Annotated in this window: 23 protein-coding genes; 10 read left to right on the top strand and 13 right to left on the bottom strand. The window is 55.8% G+C overall.

Going from position 1 to position 23131, the window contains the following annotated elements; all coding sequences use genetic code 11:
• Nucleotides 1-133: 133 nt before the first annotated feature.
• A complete protein-coding gene (locus BW979_RS21295) occupies nt 134-1486 on the bottom strand; it encodes a heavy metal sensor histidine kinase (RefSeq protein WP_076385582.1) in 1353 nt (450 codons plus the stop codon).
• Entirely contained in the window at nt 1483-2163 is a 681-nt protein-coding gene (locus BW979_RS21290; protein ID WP_047227225.1) for a heavy metal response regulator transcription factor, read from the bottom strand. Before BW979_RS21290 ends, BW979_RS21295 begins: the two co-directional genes overlap by 4 nt.
• Nucleotides 2164-2314: 151 nt before the next feature.
• On the opposite strand from BW979_RS21290, the gene copI reads away from it, so the two are divergent.
• Nucleotides 2315-2836, top strand: coding sequence for a copper-resistant cuproprotein CopI (gene copI, locus BW979_RS21285; protein WP_047227226.1), 522 nt, complete (start codon nt 2315-2317; stop codon nt 2834-2836).
• A gap of 61 nt (nt 2837-2897) precedes the next feature.
• The gene (gene queF / locus BW979_RS21280) at nt 2898-3728 is read left to right on the top strand and encodes an NADPH-dependent 7-cyano-7-deazaguanine reductase QueF (RefSeq protein WP_076385580.1); all 831 of its coding nucleotides are present in this window, start codon (nt 2898-2900) and stop codon (nt 3726-3728) included.
• A gap of 169 nt (nt 3729-3897) precedes the next feature.
• Here queF and BW979_RS21275 read toward each other — a convergent pair whose 3' ends face one another.
• Complete coding sequence (locus BW979_RS21275) at nt 3898-4161, bottom strand: DUF4404 family protein (protein WP_047227228.1); 264 nt, start codon at nt 4159-4161, stop codon at nt 3898-3900.
• 109 nt (nt 4162-4270) lie between these two features.
• The gene (locus BW979_RS21270; protein WP_076385578.1) at nt 4271-4891 is read right to left on the bottom strand and encodes a phosphatase; all 621 of its coding nucleotides are present in this window, start codon (nt 4889-4891) and stop codon (nt 4271-4273) included.
• A gap of 199 nt (nt 4892-5090) precedes the next feature.
• On the opposite strand from BW979_RS21270, the gene BW979_RS21265 reads away from it, so the two are divergent.
• The 3 genes from BW979_RS21265 to rssC all read left to right on the top strand — a co-directional run bounded on the left by BW979_RS21265 (nt 5091) and on the right by rssC (nt 7789).
• Nucleotides 5091-5780 (top strand): MlaA family lipoprotein, encoded by a 690-nt coding sequence (locus BW979_RS21265; protein ID WP_076385576.1) that lies wholly within the window; start codon nt 5091-5093, stop codon nt 5778-5780.
• A gap of 345 nt (nt 5781-6125) precedes the next feature.
• Nucleotides 6126-7307 (top strand): two-component system response regulator RssB, encoded by a 1182-nt coding sequence (gene rssB, locus BW979_RS21260; protein ID WP_076385574.1) that lies wholly within the window; start codon nt 6126-6128, stop codon nt 7305-7307.
• The gene (gene rssC / locus BW979_RS21255) at nt 7307-7789 is read left to right on the top strand and encodes an anti-sigma factor antagonist RssC (protein ID WP_047227232.1); all 483 of its coding nucleotides are present in this window, start codon (nt 7307-7309) and stop codon (nt 7787-7789) included. The genes rssB and rssC overlap by 1 nt, the downstream gene beginning before the upstream one ends.
• 188 nt (nt 7790-7977) lie before the next feature.
• Here the strand turns inward: rssC and tal are convergent, their stop codons facing one another.
• Nucleotides 7978-8904 (bottom strand): transaldolase, encoded by a 927-nt coding sequence (gene tal / locus BW979_RS21250; protein ID WP_047227233.1) that lies wholly within the window; start codon nt 8902-8904, stop codon nt 7978-7980.
• 178 nt (nt 8905-9082) lie between these two features.
• Nucleotides 9083-10078 carry a tRNA dihydrouridine(20/20a) synthase DusA gene (gene dusA / locus BW979_RS21245; RefSeq protein ID WP_076385572.1) on the bottom strand — a complete coding sequence of 332 codons (996 nt, stop codon included), beginning with the start codon at nt 10076-10078 and terminating at the stop codon, nt 9083-9085.
• A gap of 237 nt (nt 10079-10315) precedes the next feature.
• Here dusA and BW979_RS21240 point away from each other — a divergent pair, with 237 nt between their 5' ends.
• From BW979_RS21240 to BW979_RS21225, 4 genes are all read left to right on the top strand, one after another.
• Nucleotides 10316-10741 (top strand): LexA family protein, encoded by a 426-nt coding sequence (locus tag BW979_RS21240; RefSeq protein WP_076385570.1) that lies wholly within the window; start codon nt 10316-10318, stop codon nt 10739-10741.
• The gene (gene umuC, locus BW979_RS21235; RefSeq protein ID WP_076385568.1) at nt 10734-12011 is read left to right on the top strand and encodes a translesion error-prone DNA polymerase V subunit UmuC; all 1278 of its coding nucleotides are present in this window, start codon (nt 10734-10736) and stop codon (nt 12009-12011) included. Before BW979_RS21240 ends, umuC begins: the two co-directional genes overlap by 8 nt.
• A gap of 224 nt (nt 12012-12235) precedes the next feature.
• Nucleotides 12236-12517 carry a hypothetical protein gene (locus BW979_RS21230; RefSeq protein ID WP_076385566.1) on the top strand — a complete coding sequence of 94 codons (282 nt, stop codon included), beginning with the start codon at nt 12236-12238 and terminating at the stop codon, nt 12515-12517.
• A gap of 60 nt (nt 12518-12577) precedes the next feature.
• Nucleotides 12578-13756: a hypothetical protein gene (locus BW979_RS21225; RefSeq protein ID WP_156893519.1), complete on the top strand. Its 1179-nt coding sequence runs from the start codon at nt 12578-12580 to the stop codon at nt 13754-13756.
• Between the two features lie 247 nt (nt 13757-14003).
• Here the strand turns inward: BW979_RS21225 and BW979_RS27900 are convergent, their stop codons facing one another.
• The 7 genes from BW979_RS27900 to xthA all read right to left on the bottom strand — a co-directional run bounded on the left by BW979_RS27900 (nt 14004) and on the right by xthA (nt 22239).
• Nucleotides 14004-14219 (bottom strand): hypothetical protein, encoded by a 216-nt coding sequence (locus BW979_RS27900; protein ID WP_076385562.1) that lies wholly within the window; start codon nt 14217-14219, stop codon nt 14004-14006.
• A gap of 368 nt (nt 14220-14587) precedes the next feature.
• Entirely contained in the window at nt 14588-16951 is a 2364-nt protein-coding gene (locus BW979_RS21215) for an NB-ARC domain-containing protein (RefSeq protein ID WP_076385560.1), read from the bottom strand.
• A gap of 881 nt (nt 16952-17832) precedes the next feature.
• Complete coding sequence (locus BW979_RS21210) at nt 17833-18669, bottom strand: IS3 family transposase (protein WP_047230569.1); 837 nt, start codon at nt 18667-18669, stop codon at nt 17833-17835.
• A complete protein-coding gene (locus tag BW979_RS27895; RefSeq protein ID WP_047230570.1) occupies nt 18666-18968 on the bottom strand; it encodes an IS3 family transposase in 303 nt (100 codons plus the stop codon). The genes BW979_RS21210 and BW979_RS27895 overlap by 4 nt, the downstream gene beginning before the upstream one ends.
• Before the next feature lie 212 nt (nt 18969-19180).
• Complete coding sequence (locus BW979_RS21200) at nt 19181-19522, bottom strand: DUF6124 family protein (protein WP_076385558.1); 342 nt, start codon at nt 19520-19522, stop codon at nt 19181-19183.
• Between the two features lie 354 nt (nt 19523-19876).
• The gene (locus BW979_RS21195) at nt 19877-21211 is read right to left on the bottom strand and encodes a substrate-binding domain-containing protein (RefSeq protein ID WP_076385556.1); all 1335 of its coding nucleotides are present in this window, start codon (nt 21209-21211) and stop codon (nt 19877-19879) included.
• Nucleotides 21212-21426: 215 nt separating this feature from the next.
• Nucleotides 21427-22239 (bottom strand): exodeoxyribonuclease III, encoded by an 813-nt coding sequence (gene xthA, locus BW979_RS21190; RefSeq protein ID WP_047229304.1) that lies wholly within the window; start codon nt 22237-22239, stop codon nt 21427-21429.
• A gap of 176 nt (nt 22240-22415) precedes the next feature.
• Here xthA and BW979_RS21185 point away from each other — a divergent pair, with 176 nt between their 5' ends.
• The gene (locus BW979_RS21185) at nt 22416-23078 is read left to right on the top strand and encodes a GNAT family N-acetyltransferase (RefSeq protein WP_076385554.1); all 663 of its coding nucleotides are present in this window, start codon (nt 22416-22418) and stop codon (nt 23076-23078) included.
• Nucleotides 23079-23131 lie beyond the last annotated feature (53 nt).

The following is a 23131-nucleotide window of genomic DNA, read 5'->3' as shown; positions in this document are numbered from 1 at the left end:
GCGAGGTGTCTGTGGGAGCAAGGCTTGCCCGCGATGCAGACGACGCGGTCTGCGGGGGAAACAAGGCGCCTGCATCGCGGGCAAGCCTTGCTCCCACAGATAAGTCTCTTTGCCACCAGGGTTTGCGTCGGGCTTAATCCCCCTTCGGCAACTCGATCAAAAACCGCGTCCAGCCATCGGCCGATTCGCAGCGGATCTGCCCGCCATGGGCGCGGACGATGGAGCGGGTGATGGCCAGCCCCAGCCCGGCGTGTTCACTGCTGCCTTCCTGGCGGGCCGGGTCGGCGCGATAGAAACGGTCGAACAGACGCGGCAGCAAGTGCGCTGAAATCCCGTCACCGCTGTTCTCCACGTTTACATGCATCTGCCCAACGCCCTCGACAATATGTACTCGTACTTCGCCACCGTCAGGCGTGAAGCGCAAAGCATTGTCCAGCAAATTGGACAGGGCCCGGCGCAGCATGCTGCGGTCTCCGTCGATGCGGCCGTTGCCTTCACGGCTCAAGCGGACGTGGGCGTCTTCGGCCAGCGGGGCGAAAAACTCCAGCAGCAGATCCACTTCCTGAGCCAGTTCCAGCGGTTCGCGGCTGGGTGCCAGCAAGCCGTGGTCAGCCTTGGCCAGGTAGAGCATGTCGTTGACCAGCTGCGCCATCCATTGCAGCTCTTCAAGATTGCTGTGCAGTGCTTCGCGATAATCCTCCAGCGAGCGTTCGCGGGTGAGGGTGACCTGGGTGTGGGTCAGCAGGTTCGATAAAGGGGTGCGCAGTTCATGGGCGATGTCGGCAGAGAACGCCGAGAGCCGTTGAAACGCATCATCGAGACGTCGGAGCATGTCATTGATGCTGTGGGCCAGTTCCGCCAGTTCGGCGGGCATGTGTTCTTCCGGCAGTCGGGCATTGAGAGAGCGGGCCGAGACGCTGCCGGCGATGGCCCCCATACGCCGCAACGGTCGCAAGCCGCGCCGGGCGGCCCAGGCCCCGAGCAGGGCGGTAGCCAGGGCCGAGAGGCCGACCGTCAGCCAGATCAGGCGCTGCATGCGTTGCAGGAAATGCTGGTGGTGGGTGATGTCCAGCAGCAGCGTCAGTTGCGGCGAGTCCGGGCGGTCGGGGTACAGCGGTGCATTCAATACCCGGTAGTCAGTGTCGGCATCGCTGAGGGTGGACAGGCCGGGACGCTCCGGCAACTGAGCCGGAATCCGCAGCGAACTGTCGTACCAGCGCACGCCATCGCTATCCTTGATGCGCAAGGCCAGGTCGGCCTGGCGACTGAGTTCATCTGCCAGACGGTTTTGGGTTTGCTCGGCATCAAGCCCCTGCAGGGCGCGACGCAGGCCGATCAGTTTGCCTTCGAGCAGTTGCTGATCCAGCTCGATGAAGTGCGCCTCGCTGCCACGGCTGAACAGCACGCCGGCAAACAGGGAGACCACGGCGGTGCAGGCGGCGAACAGCAGCGCCAGCCGGCTGCTCAGCGACCAACGCCCCCTCACAGGTTGCGCTCTTCAAGGACATACCCCATGCCCCGCACGGTGTGGATCAGCTTGCTGGGGAAATCGTCGTCGATCTTGATTCGCAGGCGCCGTATCGCGACTTCGATGACGTTGGTGTCGCTGTCGAAATTCATATCCCAGACCTGGGAAGCAATCAGGGATTTGGGCAGGACCTCGCCCTGGCGACGCAGGAGCATTTCCAGCAACGCGAACTCCTTGGCCGTGAGGTCGATGCGCTGGCCGCTGCGTTCGACGCGGCGGCGGATCAGGTCCAGGCGCAGGTCCGCCAGTCGCAGGCTGGTTTCCTGGGGCGTCGAGCTGCCGCGGCGCAACAGGCTGCGGACTCGCGCCAGCAGTTCGGAAAAGGCAAAGGGTTTGACCAGGTAATCGTCGGCGCCCAACTCCAGGCCATGCACGCGATCCTGGACCGCATCCCGCGCGGTGAGAAACAGCACCGGCGTATCCAGGCCGGCCCCGCGCACGGCCTGCAAAATCTGCCAGCCATCGCGGCCGGGCAGCATCACATCGAGGATCAGCAAGGCATATTCACCGCTCAAGGCCAATTGCTGGCCGGTAATGCCATCGGCCACCAGGTCGGCGTTGAACCCGGCTTCGGTCAGGCCCTGGCGCAGGTATTGGCCGGTTTTGGTTTGGTCTTCGACGATCAGCAGTTTCATAGGCAGCTCAAGGCGTTGTTGGAACGAGGGCGTTATACCGCGTCGGACGTAGCCGTGGCTCTACCTGACAAAGTTGTAATCGATCCGTAAGCCGATTGGCAGGTGTGCAGAGATAGAGTTCTCACACGCTGAATCTGACAGGAGTATGGACATGTTAATGGCAAACCGCTTGATCCTGACCGCCTTTGCACTGGTGCTCAGTACGCCCACGTGGGCGTCACCGGGCCATTTTGATTTCGGCCAGCCTGCCTCGGCGGCCAAGGCCAGTCGCAGCATCGATGTGGTGATGGGGGACATGACCTTCGACCCCGGTGCACTTGATATCAAGGCTGGCGAGACCGTTCGGTTCGTGCTGATCAATAAAGGTCAGTTGCTGCATGAGTTCAACCTGGGCAATGCCGCGATGCACGCCCAGCATCAGCAGGAAATGCTCAAGATGCAACAGAGCGGACAACTGACCCCGACCGCAATGAAGCAAGGGATGGCCCATGACTCCATGGGGCACGGGGAGGCCGGCATGCGCCATGAAGACCCCAACAGTGTGCTGGTGGAGCCGGGCAAAACCGCCGAGCTGACCTGGACCTTCAACAAGGCCATGCGGCTGGAGTTCGCCTGTAATGTGCCTGGCCACTACCAGGCCGGGATGAAAGGCAAGCTGACAGTCAGTCAGTAAGCACTCAAAGGCTGGGGCAAAGGCTGATAGAATCGGCTGATTCTTCAGTCAGGTTTCCGTCATGCATCCCGCAGCCGAACATTCGCCGCTGGGCAAATCCAGCGAATACATCGCCACGTACACGCCGTCACTGCTGTTTCCGATCCCGCGCACCGCGAAATGGGCGGAACTGGGCCTGACGGCCGAGACCCTGCCGTACAAGGGCGTGGATTTCTGGAACTGTTTCGAGCTGTCATGGCTGCTGCCGTCCGGCAAACCGGTGGTGGCCATTGGTGAATTCGCAATCGCGGCGGATTCACCAAACATCATCGAATCCAAATCCTTCAAGCTGTACCTTAACTCGCTGAACCAGACGCCCTTCGCTGATACCGCGAGCCTGGAAGCGACCCTGCGTCAGGACCTGTCGGCGGCCGCCGGTACACCGGTGGGCGTGCGCATCCGCAGCCTGAAGGACGTCGAAAGTGAAGGGGTCGTGGCATTACCCGGCGTGTGCATCGATGACTTGGACATCACCGTCGACTCCTACGAGCATCCGCGCCCGGAGCTGCTGCGCTGCGATGATTCGCGCATCGTGGAGCAAAGCCTGCACAGCCATCTGCTCAAATCCAATTGCCCGGTGACCAGCCAGCCGGACTGGGGCAGCGTCGCGGTGCAATATCGCGGTGCGGCGCTGGACCCTGCCAGCCTGTTGGCCTACATCGTCAGCTTCCGCCAGCATTCGGATTTCCACGAACAGTGCGTGGAGCGGATCTTTCTCGACCTGCAACGCTTGCTCAAACCGGAAAAATTGACGGTGTATGCGCGCTATGTGCGGCGGGGTGGGCTGGACATCAATCCGTATCGCAGTACCGAAGAGGTACAGCTGCCGAACCATCGCCTGGTCCGGCAATAAATAATCCTGTGGGAGCGAGCCTGCGCGCGATGAGTCAGGCACATTCAGCATTGATGTTGGCTGAGCCACCTATCGCGAGCGGGCTCGCTCCCACAGGGGATTGGATTTCATATCGTGAAAAATGAAAAGCCCCGCTATCAATAGCGGGGCTTTTTTGCATCTGGCGGGTTTAGATCCCCATGTTGCCCAAGGCTTGCACGATGTTGCGTAACGTCCCGGCAATAGTGGGGTGATCCAGTTCGAAGCGCTCGACGGCCAGGTTCACACCATCGACCAGGTCGGCATTCTGAAGCGAATTATCCAGTTCGATCTCGGCTTCGAGCTGAATCATCAGTTGATGCAGATTCTCGCGCTCCGGTTCGGAAAGCGGCGGGTTCTGTTCCAATTGCTCGCGCAGTTCATCAAGTTGTTTCTGCAATTCGCGGGCAGGCATTGGCGTACTCCCTTTATTGATAGGCACAGCCATGGACCGCGACGGTGCGTCAAAAGTCCGTGGCTTGCCTTAAGAGTAATCCACCCTCGTGCACCCTGCATGATCTCGGTCAGGGCTTTTCACCTTTGAGCCGACGCAGGCTGATATCCGCCAGGCAGGTGTCGAGTTCACCCAGGTGATCGATCACCGAATGCACCCCCAGGCCGAACAACTGCACGGTGGCCTTGGCGCGCTTGGTCTCTCGTTCCTGTTGGCTCAGGAGCTGCCATTCGTTCGGCGCCAGGCCACACAGCGAGCCGCAGGACGCCAGCCCGATGGTCCACAAGCCGGCATTGAGCCCCGACTGCAACAAGCGCGGCTCGCCGCTGACCAGCACGCAACCGTCCAATTGCTGGACGTTCAACGCCATCAAGGCCTGCCAGCAGGCATGCGGGGCCGGCCACGGATAATTTGTTGCTGGAAGTTGCGGCGATTTGATCCACGCCGGTAACGAAGCAGCCAGGCTATGACTGATGGCAGGTGGCAGTTCGTCGAGCCAGGCGCAGGGAATCTCCTGAAGCTGCAAAAGGCGCAGGCTTTCGAGGGCGCCGGGGGTTGGCTGCGAATGCTCGGTGGGCACTGCTCCTGACTGTCGCGCCCTTGCCCCGAAATCCACCAGACAACCGCTCAAGCCAAACAGTACGGCGGTCAGGCTGGGGGCGGGCAGGGGCAGGGTTTCGGCGCGGGGCATGGGAACGTCCTTGAAATATCCCGCAGCCTAACGTGCCTCAATGACAGTCCAATGACAGTGAAATGAAGGCGCCGGGTGCGGAAAAATCCTACGAGCAGCTTCTCTTTCAGTGCTGTCTATCCAAGCGTTCCGCTTTATACTAGCGCCCTTACCGCCTGGGCTCGGCGCCCTTGCCTGAATAATCCAAGGAGTTTTCCCTATGCGCTGGAGCCATTGTCTAGCTCAGCTGTGTTTGTCTGCCTGCGTCCTGCTGGTTCCCTTCGCCGCCCAGGCCGCAACGGAAGACGATCCTTGGGAAAGCATCAACCGCCCGATCTTTACCTTCAACGACACCGTTGATACCTACGCACTCAAGCCGCTGGCTCAGGGTTATCAGTACGTGACGCCGCAATTTCTCGAAGACGGCATCCACAACATGTTCCGCAACATCGGCGACGTGGGCAATCTGGCCAACAATGTACTGCAGGCCAAGCCGGCCGCAGCCGGGGTCGACACGGCCCGGTTGATCTTCAACACCACCTTCGGCCTGTTGGGGTTCTTCGACGTGGGCACTCGGATGGGCCTGCAACGCAGCGATGAAGATTTCGGCCAGACCCTGGGTTATTGGGGAGTCGGCAGTGGCCCGTACGTGATGCTGCCGTTGTTGGGACCAAGCACCTTGCGTGACGCGCCGGCCAAGCTTGTCGATGACTACACGGCCCCTTATCGTTACATCGACAACGTTTCGGTGCGTAACTCGATCTTCGGTCTGAACATCGTCGATACCCGCGCCAGCCTGTTGTCCGCCGAAAAACTGGTGAGTGGCGACAAGTATGTGTTTATCCGCAACGCCTTCCTGCAGAACCGTGAATTCAAGGTCAAGGATGGCCAGGTCGAAGATGATTTTTAATTTCGCCCGGTAACCCCAGGAAGGCGGCCTCAGGGCCGCCTTCTTTGTTTTGAGGCACTGTTTAAGCAGGGATCGAACCTTCCATTGAGTTACGCTTCGCTCGGTTCTTATAACTCTCTGTACTTTGACAAACCAAGACGGCAAGCGGCTATCTGCATGAGCTTGAAACGCCCCGCGGATGGGAGTACCGTCTGCGCCTTAGAAGGGCACCTCTGATGTAACTGTGTGTAGGACAAGGGCCTACATCCGGTACGACAGAGAGGCTAGAAAGCGAATCCAGTAGTGAGCGCCAGGCCCAGTTGCCCAGCCCGCTACGCCAACCTAATTCTGGCGCCGTTTGCCCACATGCCAAAAACCAGTGCCACGCTGCTGATAATCGATGATGACGAAGTGGTGCGAGCCAGCCTCGCAGCCTACTTGGAAGACAGTGGTTTCAGCGTCCTGCAGGCCAGCAACGGTCAACAGGGTCTTCAGGTATTCGAGCAAGACAAGCCCGACCTGGTCATCTGCGACCTGCGCATGCCGCAGATGGGCGGACTCGAACTCATTCGCCAAGTCACCGAGCTTTCCTCGCAGACCCCGGTCATCGTGGTTTCGGGTGCGGGCGTGATGAACGACGCGGTTGAGGCGTTGCGCCTGGGCGCGGCCGATTACCTGATCAAGCCCCTTGAAGACTTGGCCGTGCTCGAGCATTCGGTGCGCCGGGCCCTGGACCGTTCGCGCCTGTTGGTGGAGAACCAGCGTTATCGCGAAAAGCTGGAAACCGCCAACCGCGAGCTGGAAGCCAGCCTGAACCTGTTGCAGGAAGACCAGAACGCCGGCCGCCAGGTGCAGATGAACATGTTGCCGGTCAGTCCCTGGACCGCCGACGATTTCCGTTTTGCCCACCAGATCATCCCGTCTTTGTATCTGTCGGGGGATTTCGTCGACTATTTCCGGGTCGATGAACGTCGAGTGGCGTTCTATCTGGCGGACGTTTCCGGCCATGGCGCTTCGTCAGCGTTCGTGACGGTACTGTTGAAGTTCATGACCACGCGCCTGCTGTTCGAATCCAAGCGCAACGGCACGTTGCCTGAGTTCAAGCCATCAGAAGTCCTTGGTCATATCAACCGGGGCCTGATCAGTTGTAAGCTGGGCAAACACGTGACAATGGTCGGTGGGGTCATCGACGAGGAGACGGGTTTGTTGACCTATAGCATCGGCGGTCATCTGCCGTTGCCTGTGTTGTATACGCCTGACAGTGTTCGTTACCTGGAAGGGCGTGGTTTGCCGGTGGGCCTTTTCAACGAGGCCACCTACGAAGACCACGTACTGGAACTGCCACCGACCTTCAGTTTGACGCTGATGTCTGATGGCATTCTGGACCTTTTGTCAGAACCTACACTCAAAGAGAAAGAAGCGGCCTTGCCTGAACGGGTAAGCGCAGCGGGCGGCAGCCTGGAAGGCTTGCGTCAAGTGTTTGGATTAGCCACGCTAGGGGAGATGCCGGATGATATCGCCCTGTTAGTGTTGAGCAGGAATCTTTGATGAGCACCGGTAGAATCCAGTTCGCCGAGCAGGACGGCACCTTTGTCCTGAAGTTTGTCGGTGAAGTGCGCCTGACCCTCTGTTCGGCGCTGGATGCGACTATTGAGCGGATCTTCACCGCGTTGAACTTCAACGCCATCGTGATCGACCTGACCGAAACCCGCAGCATCGACAGTACCACCCTGGGCCTGCTGGCCAAGCTGTCGATCCTGTCGCGGCAAAAGGTCGGCCTGCTGCCGACCGTGGTCACCACCCACAACGACATCACCCGGTTGCTGCAATCCATGGGCTTTGACCAGGTATTCAATATCGTCGGCGATCCCGTGCCATGCCCTGAGTGCCTGGACGATCTGCCCGATCAGGATCAATCGGAAGAGGAAGTGCGGATCAAGGTGCTTGAGGCCCATAAGATCCTCATGGGGCTGAACGACTCCAATCGTGAAGCGTTCCATGACCTGGTGAGTGCGCTGGAGCGGCCCTGATTCATAGGTTTGCGTAGACTGAGCGGGCCTCATCGCGAGCAGGCTCGCTCCCACAATGTTTATCTGCCCAGCGCCCCCTGTGGGAGCGAGCTTGCTCGCGATGGCGCCCGGCCAGCCGCCACCTTCCCAAGCCTATAAAAAAGGGCGAACCCACCCAGGTTCGCCCTCTTTATTACTTCGAAATCACCTCAAAGCTTGGCTTGCAGCAACGCCTCAAGCTTCTCCTGGTCCCGGGCGAACTGACGAATGCCTTCAGCCAGTTTCTCGGTCGCCATGGCGTCCTCGTTGGACAACCAGCGGAACTGCGCTTCATTGAGACTCAAGCGCGCCTCACCGGCTTGCCCAGGTGCCAGCTTGCGTTCCAGCTTGCCCTCGTCGGCGGCCAGTTTCTCCAGCAGATCCGGGCTGACCGTCAAACGGTCGCAGCCGGCCAGTTGCTCGATCTGGTTGAGGTTGCGGAAGCTTGCGCCCATGACCACGGTTTTGTAGTCATTGGCCTTGTAGTAGTTGTAGATACGCGTCACCGACTGCACGCCCGGATCATCGGCACCGGTGTAGTCGTTGCCGTTGGCCTTCTTGTACCAGTCGTAGATGCGGCCGACAAAAGGCGAAATCAGGAACACGCCGGCATCGGCGCAAGCCGCAGCCTGGGCGAAGGAGAACAGCAGCGTCAGGTTGCACTGGATGCCTTCACGCTCCAGCTGCTCGGCGGCGCGAATACCTTCCCAGGTGGACGCGATCTTGATCAGCACGCGATCGCGGCCAACGCCGGCCTTTTCGTACAGGTCGATCAGGCGATGCGCACGTTTCAACATGGCCTCGGTGTCGAACGACAGACGCGCATCCACTTCAGTGGAAATACGCCCCGGAATCACCTTGAGAATCTCTTGCCCGACCGCCACGCCAAAACGGTCGCTGGCCAGGCCCACATCGCCCTTGCAATCGGCCACACAGGCGTTCAGCAGCTCGGCGTAGCCTTGAATGGCCGAGGCCTTGAGCAGCAGGGAAGGGTTGGTGGTGGCATCCACGGGTTTAACGCGGGCGATGGCTTCGAAGTCGCCGGTATCGGCCACTACGGTAGTGAATTGTTTGAGTTGTTCCAGCTTGGAAGTCATGAGCGTGCTCTGTCCTATGGGTCTGTTGACATTACCCGAGGGCCGGCAGCCACTCAAGGGCGTGAAGGGGGATCGATGGCCCCAGCGGCAACAACCTGAAAACGGATGTTTGAAAGGCCGGGGCGGGTATCGGTAGATACGATGCCAAAACAGGACTCAGGTTCAAAGCAAGTGACAGTTAGCGTCCTTCCAGCATGCCCGCCGCCTGATCCAGCAGCGCCAACGGGTCTTTGGTTTTGTGGATGTCCACCGACAACAACTGCCGAAAACGGCGCGCCCCAGGAAACCCGGTACCCAGCCCCAGTACATGGCGAGTGATGTGATGCATCGCCCCGCCGGCGTCCAGGTGCTTGGCGATATAAGGCCGCAACTGCGCCAACGCCTCGGCCCGACTGATGACAGGCGCGCTGCTGCCAAACAGTTGTTGATCCACCTCGGCCAGCAGATACGGGTTGTGATACGCCTCGCGTCCCAGCATCACACCGTCGAATGTCTGCAAATGCTCGTGGCAGGCTTCCAGCGTCTTGATCCCGCCGTTGAGCACAATCTCCAGCTCCGGGAAATCCTTCTTCAACTGTGCCGCCACGTCATACCGCAGCGGCGGGATCTCACGGTTCTCCTTGGGCGACAGCCCTTCCAGAATCGCAATCCGCGCATGCACGGTAAAACTCGTACAACCGGCGTCACGCACCGTCCCGACGAACTCACACAACTGCTCGTAACTGTCCCGCCCGTTGATCCCGATCCGATGCTTGACCGTCACCGGAATCGACACAGCATCACGCATCGCCTTCACACAATCGGCCACCAGCTCAGGATGCCCCATCAGGCATGCACCAATCATGTTGTTCTGCACGCGATCGCTTGGGCAGCCGACGTTGAGATTGACCTCATCATAGCCATGCTCTTGAGCCATCCGCGCGCACGCGGCCAAATCGGCCGGGACGCTACCGCCGAGTTGAAGCGCCAGGGGATGCTCGGCTTCGTGGTGGCGCAGGAAACGCTCGTGATCGCCGTTGAGCAACGCGCCCGTGGTGACCATCTCGGTGTAGAGCAGGGCGTGTTTGGAGAGGATGCGTAGGAAGAACCGGCAGTGGGGGTCAGTCCAGTCCATCATGGGGGCCACGCTGAAGCGGCGGGAAAGGGCTTGCGGTGATGCTGTGTGTAAGGGCATGAGGATCTGAAGTGACAAATGCGATGGGAGCGCAGTTTAACAGGAATGGGATGGCGAGGATGGAGAGAGCCAATCGGTTGGGCCAGAGTTAAATCGATGACCCCTTCATCCCCCCGTACTGCAAGAATCACCCGCGGATGGGCTGACCCGCCTGTCAGATTTTTCCTATACAAATTGACCAAGAAACTTGTACAAAGTTAACTGTATGTTCGTACAGTATTTTGGAAGTCGTGCGTCATGAGCTTTTCAGTTCTAGGCCCTATCGCTACGGGTGGCTTGAAGCTGCCTTTGTGTTCGTTTCGCGTACCCGCCGGGTTTCCTTCCCCGGCAGCGGACCACATCGAAGCGCACATCTCATTGGATGAGGTTCTGAACATTCGTGCCCCGCATGTCTACCTGGTTTCCATCGCCGGGGAGAGCATGCAGGGCGCTGGGATCTTTGAAGGGGACCTAGCCGTTGTGGACCGTGCGATGGAACCTGCGCATGGCCACATCGTCGTGGCGCTGCTGAACAACGAACCCGTGTGTAAACGCCTTTGCATTCGTGGGAAGGAGGTGATTCTCCTGTCGGAGAACCCAAAGTATCCACCGAGGTACGTGCTCGAGGGCGACGAGCTGATCATCTGGGGCGTCATCACCTGCAGCGTGCGCAGCCATGTCTAAAGCCCAGCCCGTTTTCGCCCTGATTGACTGCAACAGCTTCTACGCCAGTTGCGAAAGAGTGTTCCGCCCGGACCTGGCCCGCGTGCCCATCGTGGTGCTGAGCAACAACGACGGCTGTGTGATCGCTCGCAGTTACGACGCCAAGCCCTATGTGAAGATGGGCGAACCGTATTTTCAGATCAAGCACAAGCTGCAGAAGCACGGTATCGTTCCGTTCTCGTCGAATTACGCGCTCTATGGGGACATGAGTGAGCGCGTCATGACACTCATTGAATCGATGGTGCCTGCCGTTGAGGTCTATAGCATCGACGAAGCCTTCGCGGATCTGACCGGCATTGACGGCCGGGATGCCCTCGGCCGCAAGATCCGCAGTCATGTGCTGCGCTGCACCGGCATCCCAGTCGGGGTAGGGATCGCTCACACCAAAACCCTGGCAAAGCTGGCGAACCACACGGCCAAGCGCCTGCAGGTGCAAACAGGCGGCGTGGTCGACATTTGCGACCCGTTTAAGCGCGACTGGGTGTTACGCAATACGGACGTGGCCGAGGTCTGGGGCGTCGGCCGTAAGATGAAACTGCACCTAGACGCCATGGGCATCAAGACAGCGATGGACCTGGCAAAGGCTGACCCGTGGACGCTACGCAAGAAATTCAGCGTGGTGATCGAGAAGACTGCCCGCGAGCTGGGCGGCACGCCGTGCCTGGAGCTGGACGAGCCGGACCCGCCGAAGCAGGAGATCTGCTGTAGCCGGATGTTTGGTAAGCGGCTCACGGAATTGGCTCCCATCAAGGAGGCGGTAGCCACGTACATGATGCGTGCTTCGGAAAAGCTCAGGGCGCAGAAGTCACTGTGCAAGAAGATCCGCGTCAGCATCCGCACCGGCATGTTCAACTCGGAAGAGGCGAAGTACGCCAATGGCGTGTTGGTCGATCTGCCGTATCCCACCGACGACGTGCGTCTGCTGACGAAGGCGGCGGTAGAGGCGCTCGACCGGATGTATCGCCAGGGGTTCAAGTACAGTAAGGCTGAGGTGCTGTTGATGAATCTCTGCCAGCCAGGGGAGTTCACCGACGATCTATTTGCAACCTCCCAAGCTGCCGATGCCACGGTATTGATGACAGTGTTGGACCAAATCAATGGGCGTTGGGGCAGGGGAACGCTGAGGCCAGCCAGCGTGCCCATCAATCCAGATTGGGGAATGCGTCGAGAGGTGATGAGTCGGAGTTTTACGACGAGGCTGGACCAGTTATGGGTTGTTGCTTGTAATTAGTTGGCAAACTCCCACCAAGAGACGAACATCTAAGCCACGTTGATGAAGGTGACGGGCAGCTGTCGGCCAGAAGCAGACATCGGATGCGGCTACGCTCAAGGTGATGCAAAACTCCCTTGGACTTTTTTCATCTGATGGCCATATGGACAGTATGTATCACCCGAGATACCGTTCGATTGAGATTGCGACCCGCCATCCTTAAGTGGTGTCTAGAGGGACTTAGAGTGCACGTAAAATCGATCAAGCTGATCAACTTCAAAAAAAAACGCGATGACCCCTTAGAGTTTAACGACGGCGTCAATATTTTCGTGGGCGATAAGAATTCTGGTAAGAGCATCGAAGAGCTTTTTCTGGCTGAAAGCTGCTTCAAAACGACAGCTATGATTTCGCCACCTGTTGCGCGAAAACATGGGTGGCTGGCGAAAAATACAGGACTGCTGACCTCTATGTTAACTTTTGAACATGGTCTAGAGAGTGTTTGGTTGGGGAATGAAAATGGTTGCTAGGTATCGAAAAAGTATTGAACAGTTCACAATAATGCTTCAAATCATAAAAACGAAAAAAAATTGCCGGCAGGAGCAATTGTAGATTTTCAATTATTGATTCTGAAGAAGGTCAAAGAGGCAGAAAGAGCGATCTCGCACGCAAAAGAAATAATTCAAAAGCTGCGCCTTGAAAAAGCAAATGACAGACCAACCAGAGAACGAGCAAACGAGATAAAAAACCTTATCAGGAAATTTAATCATAAAGTTGAGAGTTACAGATATATAATCTATATCTGGAAGATGTATGTTGAGAGTATTGTATTTCACTTCTGCGATAAGTATGCAATTAAACATTTTCTTTATGATGACAAGTTTCACGTAAAAGAAACGGCGGGGTTTATTTCCGGAAAGGACGGGATAAAAGCCGAGATAGCGCTCCTAAAAGCTGCCGCAAAAAATAATGTGCCAGCAGTGCTTTGCGATCTGACAAATACGCTAAGGCATGGCGATGTATGCCTACTAGGTAGCAATGATCCTTACCCCATTGAGGTAAAAGCATCAAAGAAGCTTGATAGGCGAGGAGAAAAACAGCTTAGAAGTATAGGTGAATTAAGCGGATTTTTCACAAAGGATGAGGCAGAAAACTTCAGAGGTGCTGGACCCGTAATAAGACGGGAGCACATAGGAAAAGAACGCTATCACTTGGAAGCTATTAATGCGTGCATAAGTAGTTCCTACGAGAAAGGAACTAGTCATGTCTCGCCAGAAAATGGTATTCACTATCTAGCCATAACGAAGTTCAAAAAGGGAGCTCTTGATCAAATACCTTTAAAATACGCTCGCGTATTTAATTTGAACGAATATAAAACAGCAATGAATTGGCATCCTTATACGCCTTTTCACCTATCGTTAAATCCCGAACATCTTTTTAATTTTATTAGTGGTAATTTAACCATTGTGGTGATTCTTGATTTGCAAGTGCTAAAGAGAAGATTTAAGAGGGGCGGCCTGCATATTACTTTCTTGCAGGACGAGAACTGGTATGCCCAGATTTCATCGACTGGTAATATTTTGGATGGAGGCTTTAGGGTGTCAGCGCAGTCATTTTTGAGAGTCGTATTTGAATTTCAGAGTTTAACATGGGCAATAAAACAGCACAAAAAACACTTGAGTTTATTTTTTGAGGATAAAGGTGATTTTGGTAGGGTAATGGAAGTTCCGTCTGATTGGATTGCGGCTACAGATAATATTCCAATGTAGAGGCGCTAAGCTTCCTGCAGCTAACGACCGCTATGGGTCGATATTGCCTCCCGTGAACGACTGCTTTTGGCCGAGGCTGTGTAAAAACGTTTTAGGGCAGATTCAACGGTCAAAACCAGAACGAAAATTGCGATCCTATGCAAATTTTAGGTCTGCTGACTAACCAAGTGCAGGCAAATTTAACGTAGCAATGTAGACTTCAAAACGGCGCCTGCGTTTTTACACAGCCTAGGCCTGAAGCTGTCGCTCATTTAGTAGGATCTGATTTTTTTAGCCGAGCCAAACCTTGCTTGATGAATCCGGCCTTTTCGCCAATCGTCTGAAGGGTCCCGCGAACGTTGTCGCCTAGCTGTGGCGAGTGTAGCTCTATCGATGGCGTGAGCTCCATTATGGCGGCCTCCAGAGCCAGCTGATTGTGATAGAGCCTCTCCAACAAATCCGATAGAGAATATTCGCTAGGCATGGCATCGACTCCCACCAGAAACTATAAAGTATAGAATAGGTAGCAGCCTCGTAAGGCGGCGAGTGAGGCTTGCTTAGAAATTGTAAGGGCGTAGGGATGGATCCGGTTGCCCCAGTCTTTCCTAGGCGTTTGAGGAGCACTAAGCCCCCAATCCATCATCGTACCGACGCATCGATGATCGTTGGGGAGAGACTGAATGTGCAATTGTGCTTTACAGATGAGGCGCAAGATGAACTTTTAGAATCCCGAAGGCACATGATATGCATTGGGAATTGAAAGCGAAAAAGTATACGAGATGTCACCGTCAGGCCTTCATTGTCAAGGCCTGACTTGACTCGTAGAAGTGTTATGAGTGATCTTGTTGGTACTTACAGTCGCCGAGGTTTTGGCCTGGTTATCGACTTCTCCGATTCATGATTGATCCAGTCTAATAGATCTACTATATATGCGTGGTCGTCAGTCCCCGAGGTCATCCTGAGGAGTCTTTGAACAGTAATTACTGCTTTGCCTAATTTTGATCGCATGTAAGTGTCTTTATGTTCAGGCGGTAAATGGTCAAATTCTTCACGCATCTTTTTAATTGCATTAATACTTCCACCGATATCACCTGCCTGACACGCGAAGTCCGCTTCCCGGTAATTTAGCTGTACGCGAGTATCGTAATAAGTCTTTCTTAAGGTGTCATCGAGTAATTCTATTTTTTCGCTTAACTCGTCGATTAACGCTCGAACTTCGTTAAACTTGTGCTGAAACATATAGCCGCGGCTTAAACTTATCGCGATTTCTGGCGAGGTAATATCAAGTTTTCTTGCTATTTCAAATTGGTCAACGGCCTCGTCAACGGACTCTTCTTCGTGCAGGATAAATTTACCGAACCAGTAATGTAATTGAGCTGTGTTAGGTGCAAGTGCTATCGCGAGTTCGTGGCTTTCTCGTGCCTCTGGATAATTTCCGTTTTTTTGATGGAAGTACGCTAGTACTCGAGGTACTTCGAAATAGTCTGGGGCTAGCCGTTTTGCTTCTTCAAGTATTTCATAAGCTGGCTCGTTTGCCGCGACTCTTAAATGTCTCATTGCGTCATGAAGCATCTTGACAATTACGCGATCCGCTTTTGATCTGACTTTTATGTTGAGCGGGGAGTATCTGTTGCCATTTGTAGCGCTGCGCATTTCCACGACAGAGTTAAGTTTGTTTCGATTGCCTTTTACCTTCTGTTGAAACGCATTTGAAGGGCGATGATGCTTATTGAGATAAGCTCGTGCTAATTCCGCTAACTGGTACGTTGTCTTAACGCTACCACCTGTTGGTTTGGAAGATTCTGCCAGCATGTTAGTAGTCATAAGCTCCTGAAGAGCTTTTTGAATTCTGATCGCCTCGAAGCCGGATAAATAGGATAGCTCTGCAATATCCTTCCATCCCGGAGCACACTGCATTGTCGTTGTCAGATCGCGGGTATCTTGGGACAAAAATTGATACACGTTACTCATGCAGAACTCTAGGAAGAGAGATGAGTTCTGAAGTACTGCTTCTGCGGCAACTCCGGTTTGAATCGCACTGACAAACCATTTGATGTAACCTGGATTAAGGTACATCCTGTTCGCATATCGACGTAAGGTGGCTTCGTCTTGAGTTGCTATGCTGCTGACGTTTCTTAATTGGCCAAGTGTACGTATCAATTTTGCAGCATAGTTTTCCTCAATGCCACCGAGTTTGATCGGGTACTCATATGCCCCGAGTCCGATTCTCGAGGTAATGATCAGCTTGCTACCATCGGGTAGGGAACTAACAAATTTATGAATGTTTTGATCCATAATTGTTTCAAGATTGTCGATGAATAACGCGATTTTGAAAGTTCCTAGATACTCGATTATTTCGGCTAGTGGATCGCCAGAATCAATGCCGCTCAATTGAGACGAAATTTCTTGTAGAACCCCGATAGAACTTGTTATGGCTCCTTTGATGTCGCGAATTTCATTGACGGTTATTTGAGTTGTTTTGGATGTCACCCACACAACGGCGTCAAATGGATTTACCTCTTCTTCCAACAGTTCGTAGGCGACCTTTAGTGCCAGAGCGCTTTTTCCGACGCCGCCTTCTCCGACAATTGATATGACTGGGAAGCCTCCCAGACATAATTTTTTAACTTGCTTAACCAGAGCATCCCGCCCTATTAACCCTGTTTCATCAAAGTCTGGTAGTGGTAGATTATGAGGGATTTTGTCTTTGTCGGAGTCTATTACAGGGATCTTTAAATCTAGAACAAAGCTAGGGTCGTCGTGCAGGCGTTTGAAGGTTTCTTCAAGGTTGTCCCAAGAGTAGAAACTATTACTAATTAGGTCTGAGCAGAAATCGGAAATTAATGGGAGGTCATCGAAATTCAAAGGCCGAACATGCATTACCCTATTGCGTATAGGGATGATTTTTTCGAACTGTTTCGTTCTTGTCTTAATTGCTTGGCTGAAATCTGTGTCGAAGGATAATTGGTTTGAATTAATTATTTGGTAGGTATCACCAAGATCAAAATAGTCGACCAAGTTGTCTAAGGTTGACTCTTCATATTGAGCGCCAATTTCTTTCTCTAATCGTGCCTTTGATCTTGATATTAATTGTTGGTCGAATCTATCGTCACTATAGTCTTCACCGCCGAGACGACCTTTAATTGCAATCCTGAGATCCTCCTCTAGACCGCTTAAAAGGGCATAGACGGTCATTCTCGATAAGCTGTAAGCCATAGCAGTAGTCCTTGCTCCGCGACTTTGGAGTTTGATCAAACCATGCGGGAGATGGTCTGAGACTCAGATGGCCCTATGATGGCACAGTGGCCAGTCCGAAACCAAGTAGCCCAGAGTATGGTAGGGGAAGGGCTTTTGCTTAACCGATTACTAAAGTTTTGAGGAACCACTTTCAATGCTCGCGCACGATTTTTTGCTTTTTTTTACTAAAAAGCCCCGCAAATGCGAGGCTTTGCTTTACTCCCTTGGCCGAGCGGCGATATCAAATTGAGTGATGTCGTGATCTTTTAGCTCCGAGTAAGTCTGGGAGCTACCCCATCTCGGTTGGGTCAAGGTGTCTCCAACCATCTACGAAGGCGCCTATCGTCTCCCTCGGTTTTCCGTACCAATTTTCGTAACAGTAGCCGCGTTTCGATAGGACGCGGAGAGTTTGCGCAGGGTGCTAACTTCCCGATTTCATTGACCCTGAAAACTCAAGAGACACCCTTCGACATAGCGGTGTGATTCTCGCCCAGCGGCGTGATGTAAACAAACTGGTACGGTAAAGATGGTCTTGCTAAAAATTTGCTACAAGCGGATTTTGGATGGTTGCCAAACGCAGTAAAGGCGGGAGGGATCGCGCCTTATCCGTCCAATCCATCATCGGCGCAACGCCGAACCGGCGGGAGAGGGCTTGTGGTGATGCTGTGTGTGAGGGCATGAGGAATCTGAGGTGACAAATGCGAGGTATAAGGCGCTACGCGAGAAAGGTAAATGCGCCAAGGTTGCGCTCATCGCATGTATGCGGGTCTTGTTGGTACGTCTAAACGCAATGATCCGAGATGGTTCTGAGTAGGAGGGCCAATGAACTGGTCAAGTAATTCTGGACACCAGTTAAGGTTTCACGCCGCCAGTTTCTCCATGGCTACCGGCGACCGGTAGTCGTTGTAGCTATGGAGCCTGACGTTGTTGTATCGCATCACATAACGTTGCACATCCACGCGGGCTTCATGCTCCGAGCTGTAGCCATCGTCTGGCACCCACTCTGATTTCAGGCTCCCAAAGAAACGCTCCATCGGGGCGTTGTCCCAGCACTCACCTTTACGACTCATGCTGTGCAGGAGTCCATGCTTGCGCATCTCATTCCTGAATTTGTGGCTGGTGTATTGGCAACCTTGGTCAGAATGAAACAGCACCTCTTTTGGACAGCCTCGCAATTGAACCGCCATTCGCAACGCTTCGCAGGTCAGCGTGGCATCGGAAATCATTGAAAACGACCACCCCACGATCCGGCGAGCAAACAAATCCAACACTGCCGCGAAATACATCCAGCGCTTACCCACCTTGATGTACGTCACATCTCCACACCACACCTGGTTGATCGCCGTGACATCAAACTTGCGCTTGAGCACATGCGGCGCTACCAGCGCTTCCACGCCGGAAGATTTGTACTTGTGCCGCCGCCGCTGATGACTGGCAACACCGGCTTCGCGCATCAAACTGCGAGCCAGATGTCGCCCGACACGATGCCCCTTTGCTTGCAGTTCCTTGGAAAGGGTGCGAGACCCGGCGGATGCTCTGGATTCCTTGTGATGCTCGACCAGCACGGCTTTGAGTTTCTCCCGCTCAGGCTTCACCTTGCCTTGGCGCTGACGCCAGGCGTAAAAGCTGCTGCGGTTGACCCCAAACGCCCGACAGCAATTGTTAACGCCGTACTGCTCGTCCAGCTCGTTGATCAACGAGAATGATCTTTGGAGTCCAAAAGCAGGAGAGCACTGGCCTTTTTTAGGATTTCAATGTCCAGGTCTTTTTGCCTGAGCAACGCTTTGAGCTGCTGAATCTCTCGCTGATCGGCGGTAATCGCCTTAGCCCCCTCGGGGGTCGAACCCAAGCGCTCTTTGCGAACCTGGTCGACCCAACGGCGCAAGGCGGTAGGGCCAATATCCAGGCTGGCACAGACTTCGGGAACGGACTGGCCCTCGTCCAGCACCATGCTGGCAGCCTTGAGCTTGAACTCACTGGAGTAAGATTTGCGCATATCCAAACACCTCAGATTTGGGCGCCATCATAGCGCCCGATTGAAGTGTCCAAAATCATTAGGCCAGTTCACAAGTCGCCTAAATTGTGATTACGAGAGTCCCCCCTCAGACTTACATACCCAGAGCTGTGGGAGCCTCGCTGTCCCTGGAAAGGATGGCTAAATAAACCATCCAAGACAGTTGCTCCCACAGTGGGAGTGTGTGGTAGCGGCTAGCGTGGGTCGACGTTATCCAGCGCTCGGTTCGCCAGCAAGCCGCCCAGTTCGATCAGTTGCTGAATGCCCAGGGCGACGTGGCGCCGGGAACCTTCCAGATCGAAGGCCAGGTCGCTGACCATGGCATTGGCCGAGGCCAGGGTTTCGCTGAGGTTGGCGAGCAGGGCTTCGGTGTCGATGCCGTTGACGACGGTGAAGACTTGGCTTGGAGCAGGCTCGGGCTTGGTGGGTTTGGGCTTGAGGTAGAAGTCGAGGGCGCGGTCGGCGGCTTTGTCGAATTCTTTGGTGTTGAGGGTGGTTGGATCGGTGTCTGGCGGATTAGGTGTTGGTTTGAACATAGATGAAACTCCAGGTAAGAAATTGGAGCCATCCCTTTCGCTACCAAACGAAGGGAGGTGGCCATACGAAGGTTGGTAGACCGGTTACCTGGCAACCCGGCGCGTCCGAGGACGCCCTGCGCATGACCACCATAAAACAGAGGGCATAGAAATCCCCTGCGTCAGGTTGCACGTGCACCAGGAAAACCGGGCTACCAAACCCGATCGCTGATTCGTCAGCGACCGGAAAACGATAAAGCCCCACCCCAAGGCGCACAAGCCGGCGGATTCTGGCGTAGTTGTAGGCAACGGCGCAAGGCGAGGCGGTCAGGTCCTACGCTTAGGCTGGCGGGATAAACATTTGGCCTTTCGGTGTCAGTAAACCCAGACCTCCACCCGCCGATTCCTCACCCGGCCTTCATCCTCGCTGTTGGCCGCCACCGGCATCAGGGCGCCGAAGCCGCGTACTTCGCGCAGCGCCACACCGTGTTTGACCAATTCGCGCCGCACCGCCATGGCCCGCAATCGGGACAGAAGGTCGGCGCGTGCCGGGTCGTCCTTGGCGTCGCCAAACCCAACCAGCGTCACTCGGCGGTCGAGCTTGTCGTGCTGCTTTATATAGGCGAGCACACGCCCCAGGTCCTGCTGGGCCTTGTTGTCGAGGCTGGCGCTGCCTTCTTCGAAGCGGAAGTTGACCGACAGCCGTTGGGCATGGCGGCTCAGGGCCTGATAACCCTCAGGCATCAGCGCATTGGGGGTGACGGCCATGGCCTGGACGGTTTGCGCGATGAACCCGTTGGCCGCGACGATGGCCTGGCCCTTTTCGCTTTGGGTGAACTCAACCAGTGCCTCGGCCCACGGGTTGGTTTCTTGCGGTGGCAGGTAAAAGAACAGCCTGCGCGACAAAGGGTAGTCTTCGGTGGCGATCAGGTGGGTCAGCGGCATCATGGGCTGGGAGTCGCCGTCGACAATCGCCAGCGCCTTGGCCTGGCGCACGTAGGGCAAACCGATGAAACCGATGCCTTGCGGATCCTGGCTGACGGCGTCGGAAAGCTGTTCGCTGGATTCGAAGCGCCGGGCAGAAGGGGCCAGGCGTTTTCCCTGTCGGTTGAGCACCAGTTCCTTGAAGGTGTCGTAGGTGCCGGATTGCTCATCCCGGGCGTAGAGATGAATCGGGCCGCCGGCGCCGCCCACCGATTCCCAGGTGTTTACCTCGCCGCTGAATATCTTCGCCAGTTGCCGGGTGTCGAGCTGGCGCAGCGGGTTTTGTGGATGAAGAATGATCGCCAGGCCATCGATGGCGATGACCTGTTCGGCGCTGGGATTTTTCAGGTCCCCCAGATGTGCCAGCTCCTTGACCTCGCTGTCCTTGATTGGTCGCGAAGAGGCCGCCAGTTCGGCGCTGGCGTGCTTGAGGGCGGAAAACCCGGTGCTGGAGCCATGGGCGGCAATGTCGATTTCCACCCGCCGACCATCGGCGGCCTGGCCGACGATACGCTGCTCGTTCTCGCGGTCGGTGATTTCGGTACGGACCTTGAGCAGCCCCTGATCCACCATCAGCGCCTTGACCAGCGCCGGCCCCAGCGTAGCGCCGATGGTGTTCGAGCCTTGCAGGCGCAGCGCGGGGCCGTGTTCGGGAATCGGCAGGCCGCTGGCCCATGCCGTGAGCGGCAGCCAGAGGCCCATGAAAAAAACAACGCGCAGCCGCATGCCGACACCTTCTGAACCTAAGAACGTGCCGGAAGATTAAGTCAGTCAGGTTACTGAAAAGTGACAGGCGTGCGACTTGTCAGCCGCAGTTCGCCGAAGATCCCTTGTGGGAGCGAGCCTGCTCGCGATAGCGGTGCAACTGCCACATTGATTTTGAATGTGCCGCCGTCATCGCGAGCAGGCTCGCTCCCACAAGGTTTGTGTATGTCCTGGATTTAGCTCAACTGCAGCCAGATCGGCGCATGGTCCGAAGGTTTCTCCATGCCGCGCAGTTCATAATCCACCCCGGCATCCTTGACCCGTGGCAGCAGCCCATGGGAGGTGAGGATCAGGTCGATGCGCAGGCCACGCTTGGGCTCGTCTTCGAACCCGCGGCTGCGGTAGTCGAACCAGCTGAAGCGGTCGGTGACGTCCGGGTTCAGGTGCCGGAAGCTGTCCACCAGGCCCCAGTTCTTCAGGCGTGCCATCCACTCGCGCTCTTCCGGCAGGAAGCTGCATTTGCCGGTTTTCAGCCAGCGTTTCATGTTGTCCGGGCCGATGCCGATGTCGCTGTCTTCCGGGGAAATGTTCACGTCGCCCATCACCACCACGGGCTGGTCGTTGCTGAAACGGCTTTCCAGAAGTTGTTGCAGGTCGTTGTAGAAACGCTCCTTGGCCGGGAACTTGGTCGGGTGGTCGCGGCTTTCGCCTTGGGGGAAGTAACCGTTCATGATGGTCACCGGCACGCCGTTGGCATCGGCGAAGGTGCCCCAGATGAAACGCCGCTGGGCGTCTTCCTCGTCGCTCTCGAAGCCTTTGTGCAACGTCAGTGGAGCCTGGCGGGAGAGCAGGGCGACGCCGTAGTGGCCCTTCTGCCCATGGTAATGCACGTGATAACCCAGGGCCTGCACCTCGGCCAGGGGGAATTGCTCGTCGTGGACCTTGGTTTCCTGCAGGCCGATCACGTCCGGCTGGTGCTTCTCGATCAGCGCCGCCAGCTGATGGGGGCGGGCGCGCAGCCCGTTGATGTTGAAGGAGACGATCTTCATGGTCGGCTGTCCTGGCAAAACTGCGATGCTAGCTGACATGTAGGAGCACGGCCAGCGTGGCAGTAGGACAAATGCGCTGCTAATGTCCTGTGCATGTAGGAACGATCAGAGCCCAATCGGGTTCGTACTCAATAAGAGCGGGGCCTCACCGAGCCTCGCCCAGGAGATTGACCGTCATGCCAGAAACCGCCACCGCCACCGCCACCGCCATCGCCGACATCCATATGCTCGACAGCGGTTATTCCCGCGAGGCACGTTCATTGCTCTACCAGGCCTATCGTCATGAACCGACCTTCAGCTTCCTGTTCGAATCCGAGCGGCCCGGTTATGAACATCGGGTACGGGCCACGGTGCGTGAGTTGGTCAAACAGCATTTTCTCCAGGATCTGCCGGCCATCGGCTTGCTGGTCAACGACCGCCTGATCGGCATTGCCTTGATTGCTCCCCCGCAGCGCCGCCTGGGTATCACTGAAAGCTGGGCCTGGCGCCTGCGCATGGTGTTGAGCACCGGCTTTCGCTGCACCCGGCGCTACCTGGACTACCATGCCGCAGTGACGGCTTGCCTGCCGTCGGATTCTGTCCATGTATTGCCACTGCTGGGGGTGCATCCGCAGTTTCAAGGCCAACACTTCGGCGAACAGTTACTGGCGGCGGTGCATAACTGGTGTGCGGTGGACGAGAACTCCCAGGGCGTGGTGCTAGACACCGGCAACCCACGTTACCTGGAGTTCTATAAACGTCAGGGTTATGAGGAAATCGGCGAGATTGCGGTAGGACCCGTCCGCGAACATGTCTTCTTTCACGCCAACCCGCAGGTATTGCAGAGCGCAACGGCGTAATCCGGGGAAACTTTTGAGACATGTCCGGCTCTATCAGGCTTCCAAGCTCGTGA

The organism is Pseudomonas sp. A214 (assembly GCF_900156295.1).
GTDB lineage: Bacteria > Pseudomonadota > Gammaproteobacteria > Pseudomonadales > Pseudomonadaceae > Aquipseudomonas > Aquipseudomonas rhizophila.
The sequence above is the reverse complement of the archived record's forward strand: the minus strand, read 5'-3'. Positions and strand labels throughout refer to the sequence as shown.

Excerpts from the sequence above, each read along its gene's own strand:
- BW979_RS21290 (WP_047227225.1), bottom strand. The coding sequence starts at position 2,163 with ATGAAACTGCTGATCGTCGAAGACCAAACCAAAACCGGCCAATACCTG.
- copI (WP_047227226.1), top strand. The coding sequence starts at position 2,315 with ATGTTAATGGCAAACCGCTTGATCCTGACCGCCTTTGCACTGGTGCTC.
- queF (WP_076385580.1), top strand. The coding sequence starts at position 2,898 with ATGCATCCCGCAGCCGAACATTCGCCGCTGGGCAAATCCAGCGAATAC.
- BW979_RS21275 (WP_047227228.1), bottom strand. The coding sequence starts at position 4,161 with ATGCCTGCCCGCGAATTGCAGAAACAACTTGATGAACTGCGCGAGCAA.
- BW979_RS21270 (WP_076385578.1), bottom strand. The coding sequence starts at position 4,891 with ATGCCCCGCGCCGAAACCCTGCCCCTGCCCGCCCCCAGCCTGACCGCC.
- BW979_RS21265 (WP_076385576.1), top strand. The coding sequence starts at position 5,091 with ATGCGCTGGAGCCATTGTCTAGCTCAGCTGTGTTTGTCTGCCTGCGTC.
- rssB (WP_076385574.1), top strand. The coding sequence starts at position 6,126 with ATGCCAAAAACCAGTGCCACGCTGCTGATAATCGATGATGACGAAGTG.
- rssC (WP_047227232.1), top strand. The coding sequence starts at position 7,307 with ATGAGCACCGGTAGAATCCAGTTCGCCGAGCAGGACGGCACCTTTGTC.
- tal (WP_047227233.1), bottom strand. The coding sequence starts at position 8,904 with ATGACTTCCAAGCTGGAACAACTCAAACAATTCACTACCGTAGTGGCC.
- dusA (WP_076385572.1), bottom strand. The coding sequence starts at position 10,078 with ATGCCCTTACACACAGCATCACCGCAAGCCCTTTCCCGCCGCTTCAGC.
- BW979_RS21240 (WP_076385570.1), top strand. The coding sequence starts at position 10,316 with ATGAGCTTTTCAGTTCTAGGCCCTATCGCTACGGGTGGCTTGAAGCTG.
- umuC (WP_076385568.1), top strand. The coding sequence starts at position 10,734 with ATGTCTAAAGCCCAGCCCGTTTTCGCCCTGATTGACTGCAACAGCTTC.
- BW979_RS27900 (WP_076385562.1), bottom strand. The coding sequence starts at position 14,219 with ATGCCTAGCGAATATTCTCTATCGGATTTGTTGGAGAGGCTCTATCAC.
- BW979_RS21215 (WP_076385560.1), bottom strand. The coding sequence starts at position 16,951 with ATGGCTTACAGCTTATCGAGAATGACCGTCTATGCCCTTTTAAGCGGT.
- BW979_RS27895 (WP_047230570.1), bottom strand. The coding sequence starts at position 18,968 with ATGCGCAAATCTTACTCCAGTGAGTTCAAGCTCAAGGCTGCCAGCATG.
- BW979_RS21200 (WP_076385558.1), bottom strand. The coding sequence starts at position 19,522 with ATGTTCAAACCAACACCTAATCCGCCAGACACCGATCCAACCACCCTC.
- BW979_RS21195 (WP_076385556.1), bottom strand. The coding sequence starts at position 21,211 with ATGCGGCTGCGCGTTGTTTTTTTCATGGGCCTCTGGCTGCCGCTCACG.
- xthA (WP_047229304.1), bottom strand. The coding sequence starts at position 22,239 with ATGAAGATCGTCTCCTTCAACATCAACGGGCTGCGCGCCCGCCCCCAT.
- BW979_RS21185 (WP_076385554.1), top strand. The coding sequence starts at position 22,416 with ATGCCAGAAACCGCCACCGCCACCGCCACCGCCATCGCCGACATCCAT.